The organism is Stenotrophomonas sp. TWI273 (assembly GCF_039674765.1).
Lineage (GTDB): Bacteria > Pseudomonadota > Gammaproteobacteria > Xanthomonadales > Xanthomonadaceae > Stenotrophomonas.
In genome coordinates, this window is record NZ_JBDJOA010000006.1 from 166,898 (window position 1) to 189,429 (window position 22,532).

17 protein-coding genes are annotated in these 22,532 nt (G+C 67.2%); 8 read left to right on the top strand and 9 right to left on the bottom strand.

Going from position 1 to position 22,532, the window contains the following annotated elements; genetic code table 11:
- Nucleotides 1-127 precede the first annotated feature (127 nt).
- Both ABE571_RS10615 and ABE571_RS10620 read right to left on the bottom strand, forming a co-directional pair.
- A complete protein-coding gene (locus ABE571_RS10615) occupies nucleotides 128-1,819 on the bottom strand; it encodes a proline--tRNA ligase (RefSeq protein WP_346493681.1) in 1,692 nt (563 codons plus the stop codon).
- A 98-nt stretch (nucleotides 1,820-1,917) separates the two neighbouring features.
- Complete coding sequence (locus ABE571_RS10620; protein ID WP_284128390.1) at nucleotides 1,918-2,292, bottom strand: DUF4124 domain-containing protein; 375 nt, start codon at nucleotides 2,290-2,292, stop codon at nucleotides 1,918-1,920.
- Nucleotides 2,293-2,364: 72 nt separating this feature from the next.
- Here ABE571_RS10620 and pssA point away from each other — a divergent pair, with 72 nt between their 5' ends.
- Genes pssA through rimI form a run of 3 tightly spaced genes read left to right on the top strand, consistent with a single transcriptional unit; the run spans nucleotide 2,365 to nucleotide 4,117 of the window.
- The gene (gene pssA / locus ABE571_RS10625) at nucleotides 2,365-3,144 is read left to right on the top strand and encodes a CDP-diacylglycerol--serine O-phosphatidyltransferase (RefSeq protein WP_284128389.1); all 780 of its coding nucleotides are present in this window, start codon (nucleotides 2,365-2,367) and stop codon (nucleotides 3,142-3,144) included.
- Complete coding sequence (locus tag ABE571_RS10630) at nucleotides 3,141-3,623, top strand: hypothetical protein (protein ID WP_346462891.1); 483 nt, start codon at nucleotides 3,141-3,143, stop codon at nucleotides 3,621-3,623. Before pssA ends, ABE571_RS10630 begins: the two co-directional genes overlap by 4 nt.
- On the top strand, nucleotides 3,620-4,117 hold the full coding sequence (gene rimI / locus ABE571_RS10635; protein ID WP_121042847.1) for a ribosomal protein S18-alanine N-acetyltransferase: 498 nt from the start codon (nucleotides 3,620-3,622) through the stop codon (nucleotides 4,115-4,117). Before ABE571_RS10630 ends, rimI begins: the two co-directional genes overlap by 4 nt.
- Before the next feature lie 98 nt (nucleotides 4,118-4,215).
- Here rimI and ABE571_RS10640 read toward each other — a convergent pair whose 3' ends face one another.
- From ABE571_RS10640 to ABE571_RS10660, 5 genes are all read right to left on the bottom strand, one after another.
- Entirely contained in the window at nucleotides 4,216-5,040 is an 825-nt protein-coding gene (locus tag ABE571_RS10640; protein ID WP_346493682.1) for a DMT family transporter, read from the bottom strand.
- Nucleotides 5,041-5,307: 267 nt separating this feature from the next.
- The gene (locus tag ABE571_RS10645) at nucleotides 5,308-8,076 is read right to left on the bottom strand and encodes a valine--tRNA ligase (RefSeq protein ID WP_346493683.1); all 2,769 of its coding nucleotides are present in this window, start codon (nucleotides 8,074-8,076) and stop codon (nucleotides 5,308-5,310) included.
- 43 nt (nucleotides 8,077-8,119) lie between these two features.
- Complete coding sequence (locus tag ABE571_RS10650; RefSeq protein ID WP_313209222.1) at nucleotides 8,120-8,326, bottom strand: YqaE/Pmp3 family membrane protein; 207 nt, start codon at nucleotides 8,324-8,326, stop codon at nucleotides 8,120-8,122.
- Nucleotides 8,327-8,371: 45 nt separating this feature from the next.
- On the bottom strand, nucleotides 8,372-8,797 hold the full coding sequence (locus tag ABE571_RS10655) for a DNA polymerase III subunit chi (protein ID WP_019182556.1): 426 nt from the start codon (nucleotides 8,795-8,797) through the stop codon (nucleotides 8,372-8,374).
- A gap of 85 nt (nucleotides 8,798-8,882) precedes the next feature.
- A complete protein-coding gene (locus ABE571_RS10660) occupies nucleotides 8,883-10,361 on the bottom strand; it encodes a leucyl aminopeptidase (protein ID WP_313220012.1) in 1,479 nt (492 codons plus the stop codon).
- A gap of 104 nt (nucleotides 10,362-10,465) precedes the next feature.
- Here ABE571_RS10660 and lptF point away from each other — a divergent pair, with 104 nt between their 5' ends.
- Nucleotides 10,466-11,545, top strand: coding sequence for an LPS export ABC transporter permease LptF (gene lptF / locus ABE571_RS10665; RefSeq protein ID WP_313209225.1), 1,080 nt, complete (start codon nucleotides 10,466-10,468; stop codon nucleotides 11,543-11,545).
- Nucleotides 11,542-12,651 carry an LPS export ABC transporter permease LptG gene (gene lptG / locus ABE571_RS10670; protein ID WP_313209226.1) on the top strand — a complete coding sequence of 370 codons (1,110 nt, stop codon included), beginning with the start codon at nucleotides 11,542-11,544 and terminating at the stop codon, nucleotides 12,649-12,651. The genes lptF and lptG overlap by 4 nt, the downstream gene beginning before the upstream one ends.
- 772 nt (nucleotides 12,652-13,423) lie before the next feature.
- Here lptG and ABE571_RS10675 read toward each other — a convergent pair.
- Nucleotides 13,424-13,900, bottom strand: a complete 477-nt coding sequence (locus ABE571_RS10675; RefSeq protein ID WP_346493684.1) for an RDD family protein — start codon at nucleotides 13,898-13,900, stop codon at nucleotides 13,424-13,426.
- 71 nt (nucleotides 13,901-13,971) lie between these two features.
- Between ABE571_RS10675 and xerD the strand changes: the two genes are divergently transcribed.
- Both xerD and ABE571_RS10685 read left to right on the top strand, forming a co-directional pair.
- The gene (gene xerD / locus ABE571_RS10680; protein ID WP_346493685.1) at nucleotides 13,972-14,949 is read left to right on the top strand and encodes a site-specific tyrosine recombinase XerD; all 978 of its coding nucleotides are present in this window, start codon (nucleotides 13,972-13,974) and stop codon (nucleotides 14,947-14,949) included.
- Nucleotides 14,950-15,053: 104 nt separating this feature from the next.
- The gene (locus ABE571_RS10685; RefSeq protein ID WP_313209232.1) at nucleotides 15,054-15,833 is read left to right on the top strand and encodes a thioredoxin fold domain-containing protein; all 780 of its coding nucleotides are present in this window, start codon (nucleotides 15,054-15,056) and stop codon (nucleotides 15,831-15,833) included.
- 99 nt (nucleotides 15,834-15,932) lie between these two features.
- Here the strand turns inward: ABE571_RS10685 and ABE571_RS10690 are convergent, their stop codons facing one another.
- Nucleotides 15,933-18,041, bottom strand: a complete 2,109-nt coding sequence (locus ABE571_RS10690; protein WP_313209234.1) for a glycosyl hydrolase family 18 protein — start codon at nucleotides 18,039-18,041, stop codon at nucleotides 15,933-15,935.
- Nucleotides 18,042-18,332: 291 nt separating this feature from the next.
- Here ABE571_RS10690 and purL point away from each other — a divergent pair, with 291 nt between their 5' ends.
- Nucleotides 18,333-22,217: a phosphoribosylformylglycinamidine synthase gene (gene purL, locus ABE571_RS10695; RefSeq protein WP_346493686.1), complete on the top strand. Its 3,885-nt coding sequence runs from the start codon at nucleotides 18,333-18,335 to the stop codon at nucleotides 22,215-22,217.
- The last annotated feature ends 315 nt before the right edge of the window (nucleotides 22,218-22,532 follow it).

The following is a 22,532-nucleotide window of genomic DNA, read 5'->3' on the forward strand; positions in this document are numbered from 1 at the left end:
CAGGGTGAGCCGGTCCTTGGCGTCGGAAACAGCATACATTCTCTTTTGCGAAATACACAAACAAACCGGAGTTATTGAAACCGGGTCCGCCATTGAAAAGGCCGGGTTATTCACCCGGCCTTTGTCATTACTTCGTCAATTTTGCCAGCAGCGCGTCCTTGTCGAGGACCTCCGCTTCGGCGGCATTGCGCGCGCGGTACTCGAACGTGCCGGCGGCGACGCCGCGTTCGGACACCACGATCCGGTGCGGGACGCCGATCAGTTCCATGTCGGCGAACATCGCGCCCGGGCGCAGGCCGCGGTCATCCAGCGCCACATCCAGGCCGGCGGCCTGCAACTGCGCAAGCAGCTCGGCGGCGGTGGACGACACGGTCTCGTCCTGCTTCGGATTGATCATGCAGACCACGACCTGCCACGGCGCCATCGCGTCCGGCCAGATAATGCCGGCATCGTCGTGATTCTGTTCGATCGCCGCCGCCACGATGCGCGAAATGCCGATGCCGTAGCAGCCCATCGCCAACACCGCAGCCTTGCCGTTTTCGTCAAGCACGGTCGCATTCAACGCCTGCGCATACTGGCGGCCGAGCTGGAACACATGGCCGACTTCGATGCCGCGCGCGATCTTGAGTTCACCGCCATCGGCGGCACGATCACCGGCCTTGGCGTTGCGGATGTCCGCCACTTCCGGTTCGGGCAGGTCGCGGCCCCAGTTGACGCCGGCGATATGGGCACCGGCTTCGTTGGCACCGATGACGAAATCGGCCAGCGCGGCGACGTCGCGGTCGGCCACGATGCGGATCGGCTGGGCCGGATTGAGCGGGCCGAGGAAGCCCGGCTCGCTGCCCAGATGCGTGGCGATCTCCGCCTCGCTGGCCATGCGGTAGCCCTGCAGACCCTCGACCTTGCCCAGCTTGATTTCATTGACGTCGTGATCGCCGCGCACCAGCGCCAGCACGAAGCCGGCCTCGCTCATGATCGCGACCGACTTGACGGTGCGCTCCAGGCCCAGGCCGAGCAGGGCGGCGACGGCTTCGCAGGTCTTCTGCGTGGGCGTATCGATCCTGCGCAGCGCTTCGCTGGCGGCCGGGCGCCCGCCCGGGGCCGCGGCGATGGCCGCTTCCATGTTGGCCGCGTAATCCGAGCCGGTGGAAAACACCAGCGCGTCTTCGCCCGACTCGGCGATCACGTGGAATTCCTGCGAGGCGTCGCCACCGATCGCGCCGGAGTCGGCCTGCACCATGCGGAAATCCAGGCCCAGGCGGGTGAAGATGCGGCTGTAGGCCGACTTCATGTTTTCGTATTCGCGCACCAGGCACGCATCGTGCAGGTGGAAGGAATAGGCATCCTTCATCAGGAATTCGCGCGAGCGCATCACGCCGAAGCGCGGGCGGATCTCATCGCGGAACTTGGTCTGGATCTGGAAGAAATTGACCGGCAGCTGCTTGTAGCTGGACAGCTCCTGGCGCGCGAAGTCAGCGGCAGCCTCTTCCGCGGTCGGGCTGTAGCAGAACACCTGCTCCTTGCGATCCTTGAGCTTCAGCAGCTGCGGGCCGAACTTTTCCCAGCGGCCGGTGGCTTCCCACAGTTCCTTGGGCTGGATGGTCGGAATCTGGAATTCCACCGCGCCGGCCCGCTCCATTTCCTCACGCACGATGCGCTCGACCTTGCGCAGCACGCGCAGGCCCAGCGGCGACCAGGTGTACAGCCCCGAGGCCAGCTTGCGGATCATGCCCGCGCGCAGCATCAAGCGGTGGCTGGTCAGCTCCGCGTCGCTGGGGGTTTCCTTGGTGGTGTGCAGGTGGAACTGGGAGAGGCGCATCGTCGGCTTCGCTGAACGGCAGAAGCCGATATTCTGCCAGTCCGGCCGCCGCGATGGGTGTTGCGGTTGGTTTTGGCCGCCTCGACGGGGCCGGTGGCTCAGGCCTTGGGGGTGCAGTAGGCCTGGATGGCGGCCTCGGCCAGGGTCTTCTGGGCGCTGCGCTGCTCGTCGGTCAGGGCGGTATCGGCCGTGCCGTCGCCATCGGCGTCCTGCATGACCTTGCCCGGCCCGTTGAGCAGGGTGAGATTGCCGCGGGCGTCGGTGCAGGCCTTGTTCTCGGCCGGGGCGGCGGCGGTCTCGCGCGGGAGCGGGTCCCGGTTCTCGACCTGGCGGGCCTCGTACTTCTGCCCGGCCGGTGGCTTCTCCGAATACTGGGTGACGCCGTTGGCATCTTTCCACTTGTAGACAGTGCCGGCGCTGGCCGTGGCGCTGGCGAGCAGCAGCAGGCCGCTCAGACGGGACAGGGCACGCATGGCAACTCCGGGAACGGGGCAGAACCGCGATTGCAGCACCCCGGGCCGGTGCTGGCAAGCTAAACTGGCCGCATGGATCAGATGAAACCCCCGCCGCGCTCGCGCAGCATTTACCTGCTGCCCAACCTGTTCACCACCGCAGGCCTGTTCGCCGGCTTCTACGCGATCATCGCCGCGGCCAACGGCGACTTCGTGAATGCCGCGGTCGCGGTGTTTGTCGCGGCGGTCATGGACGGCCTGGACGGCCGCGTGGCCCGCCTGACCGGCACCAGCAGCGAATTCGGCGTGCAGTACGACTCGCTGGCCGATCTGGTCAGCTTCGGCATGGCCCCGGCCCTGGTGATGTACCACTGGTCGCTGTCCTGGCTGAAGTTCGACGACCCGGTGATGGGTCGCGTCGGCTGGGCGGTCGCCTTCCTGTATGCCGCCTGCGCCGCGCTGCGCCTGGCCCGTTTCAATACCCAGGTCAGCGTGGTCGATAAACGCTGGTTCATCGGCCTGGCCAGCCCGGCCGCCGCGGGCCTGATGATGTCCTTCGTCTGGGCCTTCGCCGATGGCAACCTCGGCTGGGACGGCAACCAGCTGCGCTATGTCGCGCTGGGCGTGACCCTGGTGGCGGCGCTGCTGATGGTGAGCCGGATCCGCTTCTGGAGCTTCAAGGGCAGTGGCGAGAAAGGACCGCGCGCCGATCGCGTGCCGTTCCTGGCGCTGGCCCTGGTGCCGATCGCCATCGCGATCATGGTCATCGATCTGCCGCGCGTGCTGTTCGCGGTAGGCGTGGTTTATGCCTTGTCCGGCCCGTGCTACTGGGCGTGGCAGCGCACCCGCAAGACGGTCGAGCCGAACGCGTGAGCGGGCAGGCGCTGCCGCCATTGTGGTCGCCGGCGCAGCAGTCCTGGCTGCAGGCGATGGGCTATACGGTGTTCGTCGACGGCAGTGTCGAGCCGGAGGCCGCTGCCGTACCTGATGTGCAGCTCAGCGCGGCGCCGCTCGCAGAGTCGTCCGTGCCCGTGCGCCAGTCGCGGCCGGCACCGGCGGTGGATGCGCCCGCACCGGTGCGCCGAAGCGCGCCGCGCACGGTCGAAGAAGGCGCGCCGCCGCCCGTTCCGGCGGCCACGCCGGCACGCGCAGGCGGAGGCCGCCGCGCCGCGGTGCGGATGCCCGATCGCCTGCAGATCGCCCTGCTACGCGCCTCCGGCTGCAACCCGGCCGAGCCGGACACCCAGGCCTTGATGGCCAGCTGGAACCTGGATGAACTGCGCAGCAGCGCCGCCGCCAAGCGCGCGTTGTGGCCGCAGCTGCGCGCCCTGCGCAAACGGGGCCGGTCGTGAGTGCGGTGAGCTCGCCGCGGCCGTTGTCGCTGCGCGCGCTGCGCGAAAGCGACCTCAATGCGGTGATGGCCATCGAGGTACGTGGTTACCCGTACCCGTGGACCCGCGGCATCTTCCAGGACTGCCTGCGTGCCGGTTATCCCGGCCTGGCGATGGAAGAGGACGGCCTGCTGATGGGCTACGGCCTGCTCAGCATCGCCGCCGATGAAGCCCATATCCTCAACATCTGTGTGGACCCGCTGTGCCAGTCCCGTGGCCACGGCCGCTACCTGCTGCGCGCGCTGGTGAAGCTGGCACGCGACCATGGCGCGCACCGCGTGTTCCTGGAAGTGCGCCCGTCCAATACCTCGGCCGTGGCGCTGTACCACAGCGAAGGGTTCAATGAGATCGGCCGCCGGCCGCGCTATTACCCCGCCCGCGACGGGCGCGAGGATGCGCTGGTGATGGCGATCGAGCTGGTCGACGACGACATCCAGGTGATGCCGCCGCTCTGACGTCGTGATGTAGAGCCACCCCATGGGTGGCTGCTGTTCGATCCGGCCCGTACCGGGTGTGGCTGTCGGAGACAGGCGCAGCCACCCATGGGGTGGCTCTACGTGATCCGCAGCACCACTGCCCCGAGCACGATCAGGCCGGCGGCGATCCAGCGCTGGCAGGTGACCCGTTCGTGCAGGATCCAGGCCGAGATCAGGATGCCGAACAGGATCGAGGTTTCGCGCAGCGCGGCGATCATCGCAACCGGCGCCACGGTCATGGCCCACAGCGCCAGGCCGTAGGAGATCAGTGTCCCGAACCCGCCCACGATGCCGTAGGCCCAGTTGCGGCGCGCATAGTCACGCAGCGCGCCGGCGCGGGTGCACAGCGCCCACAGGGGCAGGGGCAGGCCGGAGAGCAGGAACAGCCACAGGGTGTAACTCACCGCCGCGCCCGAGTGGCGCGCGCCCCAGGCATCGACCAAGGTGTAGGTGGCGATGACGCCGGCATTGAGCAACGGCAGCCACAGATGCTGGCGCGAGGTGCCGCGGGTCATGCACAGGATGCCCAGGCAGATCAGCGCGATTCCGCTCCACGCGATCCACGCCAGGCGCTCACCCAGAAACAGCGTGCTGATCAGCGCCACCAGGATCGGCGCGCAGCCGCGCATCAGCGGGTAGGACGCGCTCATGTCGGTCAATTGGTAGGTACGTGCGACGAGGACGTAATACCCGACCTGGAGCAGGGTCGAGGTCGCCAGCCATGGCCAGCTCTGCGCGGCGGGTGTGGGCATGAACGGCAGCGCGATCGCGGCGATCACCGCCGCCGAGCCGGTGACCAGGATCGTGGTCAGCAGCGTGTCGGTGCCGCGTTTGACGATCGCGTTCCAGCTGGCATGCAGCAGGGCGGCGAACAGCACGATGCAGAAGAGGGACAGCGACATCGTGTCGGCGGTCATTCAATCCGTGGACGAACCCGCATCATGCCGCAGATGGGCAGCCATCGCGCTCGAAAGCGCGCGGGCCGGGCCCTACCTACGTTATCGGCTCAGGGTAGAGCCACCCCATGGGTGGCTGCACGCCATCCCGCCCCGGAAGGCAGCCACGCATGGCGTGGCTCTACCCTGGCCCCGCAGAAGCAGCCACGCATGGCGTGGCTCTACCCTGGCCCCGCAGAAGCAGCCACGCATGGCGTGGCTCTACCCGTGCGCTTACAGCTTCGCGCGCTGCGAGCGCAGGCCATCCAGCTGGGCGGTCCATTCGACCAGGCGCACGCGCTCCTGCTCGACCACGGCCGCGGGCACCTTGTCGGTGAACTTGGCCAGCTTGGTCTCGCTCTTTTCCTTCTCCGATTCCACCCGGGCGATTTCCTTGTCCAGGCGCGCGCGTTCGGCGCCCAGATCGACCAGGCCCTCCAGCGGCACCAGCAGGGTGAGATCGCCCACGATCGCAGCGGCGGCCGGCGGCGTGTCGCTGCCGTTGGCCAGCCATTCGATGCGCTCCAGCTTGAGCAGGAACGACAGCGACGAGGTGAAACGGGTCATGCGCGCGCGGTCGTCGTCGTTGCCACCCTGCAGCAGCAGCGGCACCAGCTTGGACGGCGGCACGTTCAACTCGCTGCGCACGCGGCGCAGCGCGTTGACCATCGACTTCAGCCATTCCACGTCGGCTTCGGCACGGGCGAAATCACCCGCGAACTCCTCGGCGGTCGGGTACGGACGCAGCGAGATGGTGTCGTCGGTGATGCCCAGGCGCGGGGCGACCTGGCGCCACAGCTGCTCGGTGACGAACGGGGTCAGCGGGTGCAGCAGGCGCAGCAGCGCTTCGAGCACGTACAGCAGGGTGTGGCGGGCGCTGTTGGCATCGTCGGCGTCGGCACCGTTGAGGGCCGGCTTGGTCAGTTCCAGGAACCAATCGCAGAACTCGTTCCAGGCGAATTCGTACAGGCACTGCGCCAGCAGATCGAAGCGGTAGTTGGCGTAATGCGTCTGCGCTTCGGCCGAGACCGCGGCCAGGCGTGCCAGAATCCAGCGCTCGGCATCGGTACGCGGCTGCGGCACGCCGGTGAAGCTGCTGCCCTCGGTGTTCATCAGGGTGAAGCGGCTGGCGTTCCACAGCTTGTTGCAGAAGTTCTTGTAGCCCTCGGCGCGGTTCATGTCGAACTTGATATCGCGGCCGTGGGTGGCCAGCGCGGCGATGGTGAAGCGCAGCGCATCGGCACCGTGGGCGATGATGCCCTCGGGGAATTCGCGGCGGGTCGCCTTCTCGATCTTCGGCGCGTCCTTGGGCTTCATCAGGCCGGTGGTGCGCTTGGCGACCAGGTCCTCGATGGAGATGCCATCGATGATGTCCAGCGGGTCGAGCACGTTGCCCTTGGACTTGGACATCTTCTGGCCCTGCGCATCGCGGATCAGGCCGGTGATGTAGACGTCCTTGAACGGAATCTTCCCGGTGAAGCTGTCGGTGGCCATGATCATGCGGGCCACCCAGAAGAAGATGATGTCGAACCCGGTGATCAGCACCGACGACGGCAGGTAGCGCTCGAAACCGCGCGCGTCCATCGCCTGCTCGTTCGGCCAGCCCAGCGTGGAGAACGGCCACAGCTGCGAGGAGAACCAGGTCTCCAGCACGTCGCTGTCCTGGTGCAGGGCGACATCGGCGGCAAGATTGTTCTTCGCGCGTGCTTCGGCTTCGTCGCGGCCGACATAGCAGTTGCCCGCGTCGTCGAACCACGCCGGGATACGGTGCCCCCACCACAGCTGGCGGCTGATGCACCAGTCCTGGATGTTCTCCATCCAGTGGCGGTAGGTGTTGATCCAGTTGGCCGGCACGAACTGGATGCTGCCGTTCTCGACCAGCTCCAGGCCACGCTTGGCCAGCACGTCCATCTTCACGAACCACTGGTCGGTCAGGTACGGCTCGATCACCTGCTGGGTACGATCACCGCGCGGCACCTGCAGCTTGTGCGCCTTGGTCTCGACCAGGATGCCGAGGTCTTCCAGCTCGGCCAGGATCACCTTGCGCGCTTCGTAACGGTCCAGCCCGCGGTACTTCTCCGGGGCGTTGTCGTTGATCGCCGCCACCGGGGTGAACAGGTTGATCATCGGCAGGTTGTGGCGCAGGCCGACCTGGTAATCGTTGAAATCGTGCGCGGGGGTGACCTTGACCACACCGGTACCGAACTCGCGGTCGACGTAATCATCGGCGATCACCGGGATCTCGCGGTCGGTCAGCGGCAGCTTCACCATTTTGCCGATCAGGTGCGCATAGCGCTCGTCTTCCGGGTGCACCATCACGGCGGTATCGCCGAGCATGGTTTCCGGGCGGGTGGTGGCCACGGTCAGGGTGCCGCTGCCATCGGCCAGCGGGTAGCTGATCGACCACAGGAAGCCGTCTTCCTCAACGCTCTCCACTTCCAGATCGGAGATGGCGGTCTTCAGCACCGGATCCCAGTTGACCAGGCGCTGGCCACGGTAGATCAGGCCCTGCTCGTGCCAGCGCACAAACGCCTCGACCACCGCTTCGGACGGCTGCGGGTCCATGGTGAAGGTGCTGCGCGACCAGTCGCTGGAGGTGCCCAGGCGGCGCATCTGGCGCTCGATGGTGTCACCGGACTGCGCCTTCCACTCCCACACCTTCTCGATGAAGCCGTCGCGGCCCAGCGAATCGCGGGTCTCGCCGGTGTTGGCCAGGGCCAGGTTGCGCGACACCACCATCTCGGTGGCGATGCCGGCGTGGTCGGTACCCACCTGCCACAACGTGTCGTAGCCGCGCATGCGGTGGTAGCGCACCAGCGCATCCATCAGGGTCTGCTGGAAGGCATGGCCCATGTGCAGCGTGCCGGTCACGTTCGGCGGCGGCAGCAGGATGGTGTACGGCTCGCCCTTGCCGGACGGCTTGAAATGGCCGGCCTTCTCCCACGCGTCGTACAGCGCGGTTTCAAAGGTTTTCGGGTCGTAGCTGGAGGCGAGTTGGGTCATGCGGGAACCAGGATCGAATACGGAAAGTGGGGGTGCCGGAAGCTCAGCGCCCGAAGGCGCGGCGGATCTTCTGGTCGGTATGGAACTGTGAGACCGCGTAGGCGGCCCAGATCGCGGCGGGCAGCCAGCCAGACAAGGACAGCCGACTGACAGTCGGCTCTACCTTCGAGACGTTGAGGATGCCTGTGATCGGGCGGCCGATGGTGAAGAAGGCGAACCAGGGAAAGATCAGGGCGATCAACAGGCGCATCAAGGGTCTCCGGGGGCGGCGGCGACCGGACGGGCGCCGCGCGGGTTACATGTCGTACTTGTTCAGGTCAAAGCCCAGCGCCTTGTACTGGCGCCAGCGCTCGCGCAGCGGTTCGCGCGCCTCCGGGTCAGCCGGGACCACTTCCAGCACGCGGTCGCAGGCTGCCAGATAGGGATCGTCGCGCAGGTTGATCACCAGCGGCCGGGCCGGGGCCTCGGTGCCGGGCACGGCGATCAGCACCAGCGCCTCTTCCTCGTCCATGTCTTCGCCGGCGATCTGGTGCGGGATGTAGGCATCGTTGTCGAACGCCCACAGCAGCTCGTCCAGCTCTTCGGCCTGGGCCTGGTCGCGTGCCAGCACCAGGGTGAACAGCCCGGCGTCATTGGCCTTGCGGGCCAGTTCGCAGACCAGGCGCAATGGCTCGGTCAGGAAGCGGGGCTTGGCGATCAGGTAGAAATCAGCACGGGACATGGCAGGGCCTGGAGCGGAGGGAGAACCCGGCGCCAGGCCGGGCGGGACCGCGGCCACCCGCAGGCGGCCGCGATCGGGCAGGGCATCAGGCGCGGGCGACCTGGTCCAGCAGCCACTGGCTCAGCAGGCCGACCGGGCGGCCGGTGGCCATGCCGCGCTTGCCTTCGTCGCTGGCCACGCCGGCGATGTCCAGATGGGCCCAGCGCTGGCCTTCGGCGAAGCGCGACAGGAAACAGCCCGCGGTGATCGCACCGGCCCAGCGGCCGCCGATGTTGTAGATATCGGCGAAGCTGGAATCCAGCATCGGCTGGTACTCGTCCCACAGCGGCAGGCGCCAGGCGCGGTCGAACACATGCTCACCGGCGGCCAGCAGCTCGTTGGCCAGGTCGTCGTGCTTGGTCATCAGGCCGGCGGTCTGGTGGCCCAGCGCGACCAGGCAGGCACCGGTCAGGGTGGCCACGTCGATCAGCGCGGCCGGCTCGAAGCGCTGCGCGTAGGTCAGGGCGTCGCACAGGATCAGGCGGCCTTCGGCGTCGGTGTTGCCCACTTCGATGGTCTTGCCCGACATCGAGGTGATCACGTCCGAGGGGCGGTAGGCATTGCCGTCGATGGCGTTTTCCACCGCCGGCACCACCACCACCAGGTTCAGCGGCAGCTTGGCCGTGACGGCCGCGACGAAGGTGCCGATGACGTTGGCGCCACCGCACATGTCGTACTTCATCTCTTCGATGCCGCCCTGGGTCTTCAGGTTGACGCCACCGGTATCGAAGGTGATGCCCTTGCCGACCAGCACGTAGGGCTTGGCGTCGCCGCCGTTGTTCCACTTCAGCACCACCAGGTGCGGGCGGTTGGCCGAGCCACGGGCCACGGCCAGCAGCGAGCCCATGCCCAGCGCTTCCATCTGCTGTTCGTCCAGCACCTCCGCTTCGGCGCCTTCATGCGCCTGCGCGAACGCGACCGAGGACTCGGCCAGGTAGGCCGGGGTGCAGACGTTCGGCGGCAGGTTGCCCAGCTCGCGGGCGTACTGCACGCCGGCGGCGATGGCCTGGCCCTGGGCCAGCGCCTGGGTGTCGGTGCCGGCGATGGCCAGCGTGGTCAGGCCCGGCTCGTCGGCCTTCTTCTTGCCCAGCGTGGCGCTGTAGCGGTAGGCGGCGTGGTCGGCGGTGATGATGGCCTGGCGGATGTTCCAGGCGGCATCGCGGCCCTTGACCTCGATCTCGGTCAGGGTGAACAGCGCGTGGTGGTTGACCCCGCTCTTCAGGGCGCGGCTGGCATCGCCGACCGCCTTGAGGTACTGCGGCACGCCGAATTTGGCCGGTTCGCCCAGCCCGACCACCAGCACGCGTGCGGCGGTGACGCCGGGCAGATCGTGCAGCAGGGTCGTGTTACCGGTCTTGCCGCCCACGTCGCCGCGGGCGATCAGGGCCGACAGGCGGCCACCGGACGCGGTGTCCAGGGCCTGTGCCGCCGGGCTCAGGGTCTGGTCGGCATAGGCGCCGACGATGACGCAATCGCACTCGGCCGAGGCCGGTGCTGCGTGGTTCAGGGTGAATTCCAGGGCCATTGATCAGATTCCGTTGGCAAATCCGTACAATCGCGAGCTGTTTACGTCCCGTCAGTAGACTGGGCAGCACCGCGAACGAATCCGAGAGTTTAAACCACCGCCCCATGTCGAAGCTCGATCGCTATCTCCTGCGTGATTTCGTCCAGAGTTTCCTGGCCACCCTGATCGTGTTGCTGGTGGTGAGCGTCGGTGGTGTCCTGGTGGACATCCTCGGCAACATCGCCGACGGCCGCCTGCCTGCCCGCCTGCTGTTCTCACAGCTGGGCCTGCAGTTCATCGTCTATATGCCGCTGATCCTGCCGCTGGCGCTGATGCTGGGCCTGCTGCTGGCCACGGCCCGGCTCTACCGGGACTCGGAAATGGCGGTCATCACCGCCATCGGCGTCGGCCCCAAGCGCCTGCTGCGCCCCCTGCTGATGCTGGTGGTGCCGGTGGTCGGCCTGATCGGGCTGTGCTCGCTGTGGCTGGGCCCCTGGGCCGACCGCACCGGCGAGACGATGATCGACGAGGCCAACCGCAGCGTGGTCATGGCGGGCCTGGAGGCGGGCAAGTTCACCTCCCTGCCCAATGGCGGCGTGGTTTACCTGTCTTCGGTCTCCCCGGACGGCACCCAGCTGGGCAAGGTCTTCCTGCAGCGCCAGAAGGAGGACCGCATCGAAGTGATCTCCGCCGATCACGGCCGGATGTACTTCGAGGGCGCCAAGCAACGCTATCTGGAGCTGGATGACGGCCACCAGGTGGAAGGCCCGGCCAACGGTGCGCTGGACTACAAGCTGATGACCTTCGCCCGCAACGACGTGGCCATGCCTGACGGCGCCGAGACCCGCAAGGACGACGACCCCGAACTGCTGCGCACCACCCAGCTGTTCGGCGATGAGCGCCCCGAGGCCCAGGCGCAGCTGCACTCGCGCATCGCCCCGCCGCTGATCGCGCTGGCCTTCGCCCTGATGACCCTGCCGCTGGCCCGCAGCTCGCCGCGCCAGCAGCGCTACGGCCGGATGATGCTGGCCTTCCTGGCCTATATGGTGGGCATGAACCTGATGTTCATCGGCACCCGCTGGATCGCCGATGGCAAGATTCCCGCCGTGGCGGGCCTGTGGTGGCTGACGCTGCCGTTGCTGGCCCTCGCCCTGTGGATGTATTTCCGCGACGGCAAACTGTCGCGTCCCCGGAGGACCGCATGAACGTGTTGCGCCCCATGCGGTTTGATCTGTACCTGGGCCGTGCCGTGTTCGGCACCGTCCTGCTGACCTGGGCGGTGCTGGTCGGCCTGGACGTGGTGATGGCCTTCTCCGGCGAGTTCAAGGACGTCGGCAAGGGCAGCTACACCCTCGGTCACGCGGCCGCCTGGGTGCTCTACACCGTGCCCCGCCGCGCCTATACCTTCTTCCCGACCGCCGCCGTGATCGGCGCGCTGATGGGCCTGGGCCAGCTGGCGGCCACCTCCGAACTCACTGCACTGCGCGCGTTGGGCCTGTCGCGCAAGCGGCTGAGCGTCTCGGTGGCGATCGCGCTGTCGCTGATGACCGCGGTGATGGTGTTCAGCGGCGAAACGCTGGGCCCGTGGGGCCAGAGCAAGGCCGACGACATCAAGATCAGTGCCAAGTGGGGCAGCAGCCTGAGCGCGGCCCGCTATTCGGGCGTGTGGGCGCGCGAAGGCGACACCTTCCTCAACGCCCAGAGCGGCGACGAGCAGTTGCAGGCCGGCGGGGGCACGCGGCTGATCCTGCACGACGTGCGCCTGTACAAGATCGCCGACGACGGCCGCCTGGCCTCGCTGACCTACGCCACCACCGCCGAACATGGCGCCGATGGCTGGGTATTGAACAAGGTCCGCCGCGACACGTTCGGTGAGCGGTCGGCAACGCGGGAGACGGCCGAATCCGAGCCGTGGAATTCACGCCTGGATGCGGCGGCGCTGGCCAGTGGTATCTCCAAGCCACGCAATCTGACGGCGATGGATCTGCGTACCAGCATCGAGTACCGCAAGCGCAATGGGTTGGATGCGCGCGATTACGAGGATGTGTACTGGAGCCGTTGGTTCTATCCGATCAATGTGTTGGCGTTGTGCCTGGCGGCGGTGCCGTTCGCGTTCGGTTCGCTGCGCAGTGGCGGTATGGGCAAGCGGTTGTTCCTGGGCATTCTGTTCGCGCTGGGCTTCTGGTTGTTGCAGTTGTTCTTCGGGCGCATGGCCGGTGCGTTGAAGTTCGATTACCGGATTGCGTATGCGTTGCCGCCGATCGTGATGATGGTGGTGTCCGGGTTGTTGTTCCGACGTAAGTCGGGCTGATTCATCTGCTCACACGCCAAACGCCAAACGCCAAACGCCAAACGCCAAACGCCAGAACCGAGGCCGAAGCCGAAGCCGAAGCGGCCACCATGGGCTGTCGAGCTAGGCGCGACGGGCTCGCCATTCCGGGACCCGCCGCAAGTACGTCCATGTAGGCTCGTGTGCTGCCATCCATGGCTCCACACGGTCCCGGCCTGGCAATCCCGTCGCGCCTCCGACAGTGTTCTGGTGGGGGTAGGGAGAGCAGGAGCAGCCGGGCATGGCCCGGCTCTACCGTTCTGACGGGTTGGCGAAGTGACGCTGTTCGTATTGAATCTTGGCGACTGAGCGACTGAGCGACTGAGCAATTGATCGACGAAGGCTTGATCGATTCAGCGAAGGTACGACTTCGCTATGAAGATTGCGCTCCTTACGCGTCTTGATCGCGAGAGCCGGTACTGAGTGCGAAACGTCGGTCACGCAACAAATCCGCCTTGATCAACCGCACTTCGCAATCTGTCAATGCGGAGAGGCGCAGCCCATTTCAGGGCCGTAGTGCGCCATGGATGGCGCACTACGAGCCTACATGGGTGAGGGCGGATCGCTTGCGAGGCACTGCCTCGCATCCGACCGAACGCACAGCCGCCAGCGGCTGGGCCGGGCCGCGGAGCGGGACTTGCAGCGGGCCCAGAAATGGGTTGCGCCTCTCCGCAAACGCACAGAAAACAGAGGCGCTGCTTTCAGCGCTGTTCTGGAAGGCTTTAGAGCGTCAGTGCGTCAGTGCGTCAGCGCGTCAGTACTTCGGCATCCGCACAACCCGCGTCCCGCTGGCCCGGTCATGCCAGGTCAACCGCTGCCGATCCACCAGCGCCCACCAGAAGCCCAGGCCGGCCGTCAGCACCGACAGGGACCCCACCGCATACCGCAGCCACAACTGCCTGCGCGTCGGCACCGTGCCGTCCAGCGACACCACCCGCAACCGCCACGGCCGCATCCCCAGCGTCTGCCCGCCGCGGCGCCAACTCATCGTCGCGTACAGGCCTGTCACGACCCAGCAGCATGCCCACAACGCCCACTGCCACGCGCTGAACGGGGCGATGTTCTCCCGCGCTGCGTGACCGCTGATCGTGTAGACCGCCACGAACACCGCTCCCAGCACCATCCACAGCGCCAGGGCGGGGAAGAAGTCGTACAACAGTGACAACAGCCGCCACAGCAGCAACGATGCAGGGCGATCAGCAGCGGGGGACGACAGCGCGGTATCGGTCATGACCCGGAGCATACCCGGCCCGCTGCCCGCGTTCGATGGCCCACGCACGGCCTGCTCCGTATGCTGTGCGCATGTCCGATGCCACCACCCCCGCACTGCGCCGCCAGCTCATCCATCACCTGCCCGAGCTGCGCGACGATGACAACGTCCGCATCCAGCGCTTCCTCGACACGGCCTGGGCCGAACACGGCCTCGCGCGTGCCAGTCTGGACAGCTACCGGCGCGATCTGGAAGGTCTCGCGCGCTGGCGTGATGGCGCGGCCGGGGGGCTGGCCGGTCTCGATCGCGCCGGGCTGTTCGACTACCTGGCCTGGCGCTCCCGCCATGGCTGGTCGCCGCGCAGCAATGCCCGCCTGCTTTCCGCGCTGCGGGCCTTCTTCGCCGATGCGGTCCGCCGCGGCGAGCGCAGCGATGACCCCAGTGCGTTGCTCGATCCGCCGAAGCTGCCGCGGCTGCTGCCCAAGGCGCTGGCCGAAAGCCAGATCGATGCGCTGTTGGCCAGTCCCGACATCGAGACGCCACTTGGGCTGCGCGACCGCGCCATGCTGGAGTTGATGTATGCCGCGGGCCTGCGCGTCAGCGAACTGGTCAACCTGCCGGCCAATGCCGTGAACCTGCGCCAAGGTGTGCTGCGCGTGACCGGCAAGGGCAGCAAGGAACGGCTGGTTCCGCTGGGGGAAGAATCCCAGCACTGGCTCGAACGTTATCTGGCCGAATCGCGCCCGCAGCTCACCGGCAAGCGCAACGTGCCGACGCCACAGGACGGCGCTGTGCCGATGTTTTTGGAGCCCTCCCTGCATCCCTTGAGCCGCCAGCAGTTCTGGGGGCTGGTGAAGAAGTACGCGGTGCTGGCCGGGATCGACCCCGCCCGGATCAGTCCCCATGGCCTGCGCCACAGCTTCGCCACCCACCTGCTCAACCGGGGCGCGGATCTGCGCGCCCTGCAGATGCTGCTCGGCCACAGTTCGCTGTCCACCACCCAGATTTACACGCTGGTGGCCCGCGAGCACCTGCAGAAGCTGCACGCCAAGCACCACCCGCGCGGCTGAGGCGGGGCCAAACGCAGCCGCGCCTCACCGTTCCACTGCGGTCCAGCTGCGTGAGCAGGCAGCTGTGCGAGAATCCAGCCTGACCTCTTACACCGGAATGCTCGATGCTCCGTGTTGCCATTGCGGCGCTCTTCGGCGCGCTCAGCCTGTCTGCCTGCGCGCAGCAACCGTCCGCTCCGGCGGCCAAGACCACTGCCGCCACCCCGGCCGCTGCCGGTGATGCCGACCAGCGCGTGCGCACCGCGCTGCAGCAGCTGGACCCCACCTTCAAGCCTGATTTCATCGGGGCCGCGCCGTTTGCCGGTTTCCGCGAGGTGCTGGTCGGTGGCCAGGTGCTGTACGTCTCTGATGACGGCCGCTACCTGATGCAGTCCCAGCCGTACGACATCCAGAACAAGGCGCCGGTCAGCAGCCAGGGCCTGCTCAGCTACCGCCGCAAGCTGCTCGATGGCGTGCCGCACAACGAGCGCATCGTGTTTGCCGCGCCGAATGCCAAGTACACCGTCAGCGTCTTCACCGACATCGAGTGCGGCTACTGCCGCAAGCTGCACCAGGACATCGCCGAGCTCAACCGCAACGGCATCACCGTGGAATACCTGGCCTTCCCGCGCATGGGCCTGGGCAGCCAGGACTACACCGACATGATCTCGGTCTGGTGCGCTGCCGACCGCAAGCAGGCCCTGACCGCCGCCAAGACCGGCAAGGCCGTCACCCCGAAGAACTGCACCAATCCGGTGGCCATGCAGTACAAGCTCGGCCAGCAGATGGGCGTCAACGGCACCCCGGCGATCTTCGCCGCCGATGGCACCCAGCTCGGTGGCTACCTGCCGCCGGCGCAGCTCAAGGCCGCGCTGGAGCGCGTCTCGGCAGGCGGCAGCCGCTGAAGACAGAACGCCCCGGCCAGGCCGGGGCGTTTTCGTTGTTGCGATCAACGCGACGCGTCCCTGCGGGATCAGCGAGACAGCGCCCCGTGTCAGGCGGGCTTACTTCAAGCCGTCACTGATCGCCTTGGTCAGGGTGCCCTGCGCATCATCGCCGCTGAACTCCCAGAAGAATGCACCGCCCAGGCCCTGTGCTTTCACATAGCCCATCTTCTCGGTGACCATCGCGGGCGTATCCAGACTCCAGAACGTGGTGCCGTTGGAGATCCACGTGGCCTTGGCGACGTTGTCGGTGTACACCGGCCAGTTGAGGGTCTTCAGCACCTTCCAATCTTCGATACCGGCTTCGTACGTGCCCGGTGCCGCGCCGCTGGCGCTCTTGTAGAGCCCATTGTTGCCGCTGGCCACGCCGGTCCAGCCACGCCCGTAGTAGCCGATGCCCAGGTTCAACTTGCTGGCCGGTACCCCGCGGCTGAGGAAGGCTTCCATCGCATCGTTGCTGTTGTAGAGCTTCTGGTCGCCGGTGGAGGGATCAGCCGGTGAATCGAACAGGGCCGAGTGATGGTTGGTCTGCGGATCCCATGCGCCGTGGAAGTCGTAGGTCATCACGTTGATGAAATCCAGGTACGGGTGGTAGCTGGCCGGATCGGTCACCCGGATCTTGTCCACGCCTGCGCCCACGGCCACCGTCAGCAGCAGGCCGGGCCGCACCGCATCAAGCTGGCGGCGGAATTCGGCCAGCAGCGCGGTGAAGTTGGCGTTGTCGGCCGGCGTCCCGCAGCTCAGCCCGCACGCCACCGGGTACTCCCAGTCGATGTCGATGCCGTCGAACACGCCGAGCGCCGCACCCGCACCGCCCGCACCATCGGCCACCGGCAGGTTGCCTTTGATGTAGGCGTCGATGCACGAGGCCACGAACGCCTGCCGGTTGGCCGGCTGCGCCGCGCTGGAGAAGCCGCGCGACCAGGTCCAGCCGCCCAGCGAGATCAGCACTTTCACGTTCGGGTGTTTGGCTTTGAGCTGCTTGAGCTGGTTCCAGTTGCCACGCAGTGGCTGGTCCCAGGTGTCGCCCGTGCCGCTCACGCTGTCGCCGGCCGCGAAGGATTTGCCGTAATCGGCGTAGGCATCGCCGCCCACGCCGGTGTTCGGGTCGGAGGCCTGGGTCACGCCGACTTCGCAGCGGTTGTTGCGCACGTTGCCGAAGGCGTAATTGATGTGGGTCAGCTTCGCCGCCGAGCCGCTGGTGTCGATGTTCTTGACCTGGTAATTGCGGCCGTAGATGCCCCACTGGGTGAAGTAGCCGATCACCCGCTTGGCGCCCCCCCCGCCGCCACCGGCGGCCGTGGTTACGCTGATCGAGCCGCTCTGCGCCGAGGCGTTGCCGGCGTTGTCGCGTGCCCGCACCGTGTAGGTATAGGCCGTGCTCGCGGCCAGGCCGCCATCGGTGTACTGGGTGGCACTGGGCGAGCCGACCAGGCTGCCGTTGCGGTACACGTCGTAGCCGGCCACGCCGCTGCCGCCGCTGTTGTCGGTCGCCGCGTTCCAGGCCAGGTTCACCGTCGTGGCGGTTCTGGACGGGGACGCCAATCCGCCCGGAACGCTGGGTGGCGTGGTGTCGTTGCTGGCCGCGGTGACGGTCACATTGACCGTGGCCGAAGAGGTCACGGCGTTGTTGTTGTCGGTCGCCACGGCTTTGAAGGTGTGGCTGCCGGCCGAGGCATTGCTCCAGACCACGCTGTAGGGGGCGCTGGTGTCGATGCCCAGCGAGGTGCCGCCGCGGAAGAACTCGACCTTGCTGATGCTGCCATCGGTATCGCTGGCATTGGCGCTCACCGTGATGCTGCTGCCGGCGGTGAAGCTGGCCCCGGCGGCGGGCGAGGTCAGCGCGACGCTGGGCGGCTGGTTGCTGCCGCTGCCATCGCAGGCACCGAGGTTGGTGTAGTAGGGCGCACCGGCCGGGTGGTCGGGTGGGGCGTTCCAGATGTCCTGGTTGGCGCGGTACAGCACGCCGCCTTTCTGCAGGGTCTGGCCGGCCAGATAGATGGCCGCGCCATTCCATTCGGGCGCCCCGGTACAGTTCGCGGCCTGCACCAGCGTGGGCGTGCCGGCGGCAGCGGCCAAGGCCAGCGCCAGCAACCAGCGCCGTCGGCGCGGACGCAGGGCGGGGGAGGAAAACGATGTCACTGCACGGCGCGCAATCGGGTCTGGCATGGTCGGTCTCCGATCAGGTGGGCGCATGCCGCCGGGATGGCGGCATGCGTGCAGCAGGTCCGGGCGCCGGTGAGAGAGGCCGGCAACGACATGGGGGACGGACAGCACCGGGCGCTGGGGCCAGGTGGTGATAACGTTGTCATGTAATCCCGGCGCAATCCGTGAACCAGCGCATGGTTCGGGTGTGAACGCACCTTGCCGCCTCCCAGGCAGGCCGATCCCCAGGGCCGGGCCGCGGCGGCCGACTTGGGTACAATAGTGGGCCCCGTTCCCAACCACGGTTCCCCGGACATGATGGTCCTCGAGGGCGCATCCGCCCTTTCGCCGTTCCGCCGCGAACGTCTTGAATCCCGCCTGCAGTCCCTGGCCGCCGATCTGCGCATCACCGGTGCCTGGCATGTCTACTTCATCCAGACCGAGGGCGATGCGGCCCCGGACCCGGTGATCCTGAGCCGGATCCTGGAGGCCCAGCCGACCCTGGCCGGGCGTGAGGACGGGGCGGTATCGCGCTTCGTGGTGCCGCGATTGGGCACGCTGTCGCCGTGGTCGAGCAAGGCCACCGAGCTGGTCCGCGGTGCCGGGCAACCGATCCGCCGGGTCGAACGTGGCCTGCGCATCGATCTGGCCGGCTGGCCGGCCGACGCGGCCGCGCAGGAAGCGGTGATCCGCGCGCTGCACGACCCGATGACCCAGTCCGTGCTGGCCGAGACCGCGCAGGCGCAGGCGCTGTTCAGCGCCCCGGCGCGCGGTGAGCTGGAACGGATCGCCCTGGAGGATCTGGAGGCAGCCAACAGCCGCCTCGGCCTGGCCATGGCCCAGGACGAGATCGACTACCTGCGCCAGCGCTTCGGCGAACTGGGCCGCAAGCCGTCGGACGTGGAACTGATGATGTTCGCGCAGGCCAACTCCGAGCACTGCCGCCACAAGATCTTCAATGCCAGCTGGACCATCGACGGTGCCGACCAGTCGCACTCGCTGTTCCGCATGATCAAGAACACCCACCAGCAGACCCCGCAGCACACGTTGAGCGCCTACAGCGACAACGCCGCGGTGGTCGCCGGTTTCCCGACCGCGCGCTATCGCCCGGACCCGGCCACCGGTCAGTACCGCAGCGAAGCCGTGGTCGATTCGGCGTTCTGCATCAAGGTGGAAACGCATAACCACCCGACCGCGATCGCCCCGTTCCCGGGTGCGGCCACCGGTGCCGGCGGTGAAATCCGCGATGAGGGTGCGACCGGGCGCGGCGGCAAGCCGAAGGCCGGCCTGACCGGTTTCTCGGTCTCGCACCTGCGCATCCCGACCCTGCCGCAGCCGTGGGAGGCCCCGCGCGCGCTGAACCCGCGCATGGCGCCGGCGCTGGACATCATGCTGGACGGCCCGCTCGGCGGCGCCGCGTTCAACAACGAGTTCGGCCGCCCGAACCTGCTTGGCTACTTCCGCAGCTTCGAACTGCCCGAAGGCGAGGGCCTGACCCGCGCCTACGACAAGCCGATCATGCTGGCCGGTGGCCTCGGCGCGATCGACCAGAACCAGGTCGAGAAGCTTCGCCTGCAGCCCGGCGACGCCGTCATCGTGCTGGGTGGCCCGGCGATGCTGATCGGTCTGGGCGGCGGCGCCGCCAGCTCGGTGGCCTCCGGTGAAAGCGCCGAAGACCTCGATTTCGCCAGCGTGCAGCGCGACAACCCGGAAATGGAGCGTCGTTGCCAGGAAGTGATCGACCGCTGCGTCGCGCTCGGCCTGGACAACCCGATCCGCTGGTTCCATGACGTGGGCGCCGGTGGCCTGTCCAACGCGATTCCCGAGTTGCTGCATGACTCCGGCGTGGGCGGTGTGATCGATCTGGGCAAGGTGCCCGCCGATGACCCGTCGCTGTCGCCGATGCAGTTGTGGTGCAACGAATCGCAGGAACGCTACGTGCTCGGTGTGCCGCAGGCGCGCCTGGCCGAGTTCGCCGCGCTGTGCGCGCGCGAACGTTGCCCGTTCGCCGCCGTTGGCGTCGCAACCGCTGAAGAGCGGCTCGTCGTGGCGTACGGCGCCACCGTGGGCAATACCCCGGTGGATGCCCCGATCGATCTGCCGATGGACGTGCTGTTCGGCAAGGCGCCGAAGATGCACCGCGACACCGTGCACCCGTCGGCGCCGCGCTGGCCGGCGCTGAAGACCGCGGGGCTGGACCTGCACGAAGCGGGTCTGCGCGTGCTGGCCCATCCCTCGGTGGCCTCGAAGAACTTCCTGGTCACCATCGGTGACCGCAGCGTCGGTGGCCTGACCGCACGCGAACAGATGATCGGCCCGTGGCAGCTGCCGCTGGCCAACGTCGCCATCACCTTGGCCGGTTTCGACACCGTGGCCGGCGAAGCAATGTCGATCGGCGAGCGCACCCCGCTGGCGCTGCTGGATGCGGCCGCGTCGGCGCGCATGGCGGTCGGTGAAGCGATCACCAACCTGTGTGCGGCGCCGGTGGATGCACTGGAAACGGTGAAGCTGTCGGCCAACTGGATGGCCGCGGCTGGCCATCACGGTGAAGACGCGCTGCTGTATGACGCGGTGCGTGCGGTCGGCATGGAGCTGTGCCCGCAGCTGGACCTGAGCATTCCGGTCGGCAAGGACTCGCTCTCCATGCAGGCGCAGTGGCAGGACAACGGCCAGGCGCACAAGTCGGTGTCGCCGGTGTCGCTGGTGATCTCGGCGTTCGCGCCGGTTGCCGATGCGACCGGCCAGCTGACCCCGCTGCTGGACCGTGACGCCGACAGCGAGCTGTGGCTGATCGGCCTGGGCGCCGGCAAGCAGCGTCTGGGCGGCTCGATCCTGGCCCAGGTGCACGCCGACCATTCCGCGCTGCCGGCCTTCGCCGGCGCCGTGCCGGATCTGGACGATGCACAGCGCCTGCGCGCGTTCTTCGAACTGATCCGCGATGCGCGCCAGGCCGGCCTGCTGTTGGCGTACCACGACCGCAGCGATGGCGGTGCGTTCGCCGCGCTGTGCGAGATGGCCTTCGCCTCGCGCCTGGGCCTGGACATCACCCTGGATGCCTGGGGCGATGATCCGTTCCGCAGCCTGTTCAATGAAGAGCTGGGTGCGGTGGTGCAGATCGCCAAGGAAGACCGCGCCGCGTTTGCTGATCTGGTCGAACGCCATGCACTGACCGAATGCGCGCAGCGCATCGCGCGTCCGACCACCGCCCCGGTGGTGCGTGTCTCGCTGCAGGGCGAAAGCCTGGTCGAGTGGCGCTGGGAAGCGCTGTTCGATGCCTGGTGGTCGGTCACCCACGCCATGCAGAAGCTGCGCGACAACCCGGACAACGCCGACCAGGAGCGTGCGATCGCGCGCAACTTCAACGCGCCGGGCCTGAAGCCCAAGCTGACCTTCGATATCAACGAAGATGTGGCGTCGCCTTTCATCAACACCGGCGCACGTCCGCGCGTGGCGGTGCTGCGCGAGCAGGGCGTCAACGGCCAGATTGAAATGGCGAACGTCTTCGAACGTGCCGGCTTCAGTTCGTTCGACGTGCATATGAGCGATCTGATCGAAGGCCGTGTTGCACTGTCCGATTTCACCGGTCTGGTGGCCTGTGGTGGCTTCAGCTACGGCGACGTGCTCGGTGCCGGCCGCGGCTGGGCCACCTCGGTGCTGGAGCGCGGCGCGCTGCGCGATGCCTTCGCGGCTTTCTTCGCCCGCGAGGACAGCTTCGCGCTGGGCGTGTGCAACGGCTGCCAGATGATGAGCCAGCTGAAGGACATCATCCCCGGTGCCGAGCACTGGCCGCAGTTCCGTCGCAACCGCAGCGAGCAGTTCGAAGCGCGCACCGCGTTGCTGGAAGTGGTGGAATCGCCGTCGATCCTGCTGCGTGGCATGGCCGGTTCACGCCTGCCGGTCGCGGTGGCGCATGGCGAAGGCCAAGCGGTGTTCGCCAACGCAATCGACCAGGCCGCGGCGCGCGTGTCGCTGCGTTACATCGATGGCGATGGCAACGTGGCCACCCAGTACCCGCTGAATCCGAACGGCTCGCCCGACGGCATCACCGGCCTGACCACCACCGATGGCCGCACCACGATCATGATGCCGCACCCGGAACGCACCCCGCGTGCGATCAACCACAGCTGGCATCCGGAGGACTGGAACGGTGATTCACCGTGGCTGCGGATGTTCCGCAACGCAAGAGTATGGTGCGGCTGATACTGCGCAACGCATCAAAATCGATGCAGTGAAAATCGCGTGAAGAAACCGCCGGCCTGTCCGGCGGTTTTCTTTTATGCGGTGCACAAACTCATCGGGAGCAATGAGTTACACGGCGTTACAACGTGAAAATCCGTTATATCGTTTGCTCACATGCAGCTAACAAAAATGCGCAATAACGCGGCGTTTTTGTGACGCGCGACACGGTCATATCAAAATCAACGTCAAAGTCTTGACGTCATTGAAACTGTACGTTAACACTGCATCCTCATTTCGACAGCGTTCAGTTCCACAGTAACCGCATGGATGGCGAGC

What these genes read in the sequence shown, in the direction of transcription:
- ABE571_RS10615 (WP_346493681.1), bottom strand. Translation starts at nt 1,819, where the DNA reads ATGCGCCTCTCCCAGTTCCACCTGCACACCACCAAGGAAACCCCCAGC.
- ABE571_RS10620 (WP_284128390.1), bottom strand. Translation starts at nt 2,292, where the DNA reads ATGCGTGCCCTGTCCCGTCTGAGCGGCCTGCTGCTGCTCGCCAGCGCC.
- pssA (WP_284128389.1), top strand. Translation starts at nt 2,365, where the DNA reads ATGGATCAGATGAAACCCCCGCCGCGCTCGCGCAGCATTTACCTGCTG.
- ABE571_RS10640 (WP_346493682.1), bottom strand. Translation starts at nt 5,040, where the DNA reads ATGTCGCTGTCCCTCTTCTGCATCGTGCTGTTCGCCGCCCTGCTGCAT.
- ABE571_RS10645 (WP_346493683.1), bottom strand. Translation starts at nt 8,076, where the DNA reads ATGACCCAACTCGCCTCCAGCTACGACCCGAAAACCTTTGAAACCGCG.
- ABE571_RS10650 (WP_313209222.1), bottom strand. Translation starts at nt 8,326, where the DNA reads ATGCGCCTGTTGATCGCCCTGATCTTTCCCTGGTTCGCCTTCTTCACC.
- ABE571_RS10655 (WP_019182556.1), bottom strand. Translation starts at nt 8,797, where the DNA reads ATGTCCCGTGCTGATTTCTACCTGATCGCCAAGCCCCGCTTCCTGACC.
- ABE571_RS10660 (WP_313220012.1), bottom strand. Translation starts at nt 10,361, where the DNA reads ATGGCCCTGGAATTCACCCTGAACCACGCAGCACCGGCCTCGGCCGAG.
- lptF (WP_313209225.1), top strand. Translation starts at nt 10,466, where the DNA reads ATGTCGAAGCTCGATCGCTATCTCCTGCGTGATTTCGTCCAGAGTTTC.
- lptG (WP_313209226.1), top strand. Translation starts at nt 11,542, where the DNA reads ATGAACGTGTTGCGCCCCATGCGGTTTGATCTGTACCTGGGCCGTGCC.
- ABE571_RS10675 (WP_346493684.1), bottom strand. Translation starts at nt 13,900, where the DNA reads ATGACCGATACCGCGCTGTCGTCCCCCGCTGCTGATCGCCCTGCATCG.
- xerD (WP_346493685.1), top strand. Translation starts at nt 13,972, where the DNA reads ATGTCCGATGCCACCACCCCCGCACTGCGCCGCCAGCTCATCCATCAC.
- ABE571_RS10685 (WP_313209232.1), top strand. Translation starts at nt 15,054, where the DNA reads ATGCTCCGTGTTGCCATTGCGGCGCTCTTCGGCGCGCTCAGCCTGTCT.
- ABE571_RS10690 (WP_313209234.1), bottom strand. Translation starts at nt 18,041, where the DNA reads ATGCCAGACCCGATTGCGCGCCGTGCAGTGACATCGTTTTCCTCCCCC.
- purL (WP_346493686.1), top strand. Translation starts at nt 18,333, where the DNA reads ATGATGGTCCTCGAGGGCGCATCCGCCCTTTCGCCGTTCCGCCGCGAA.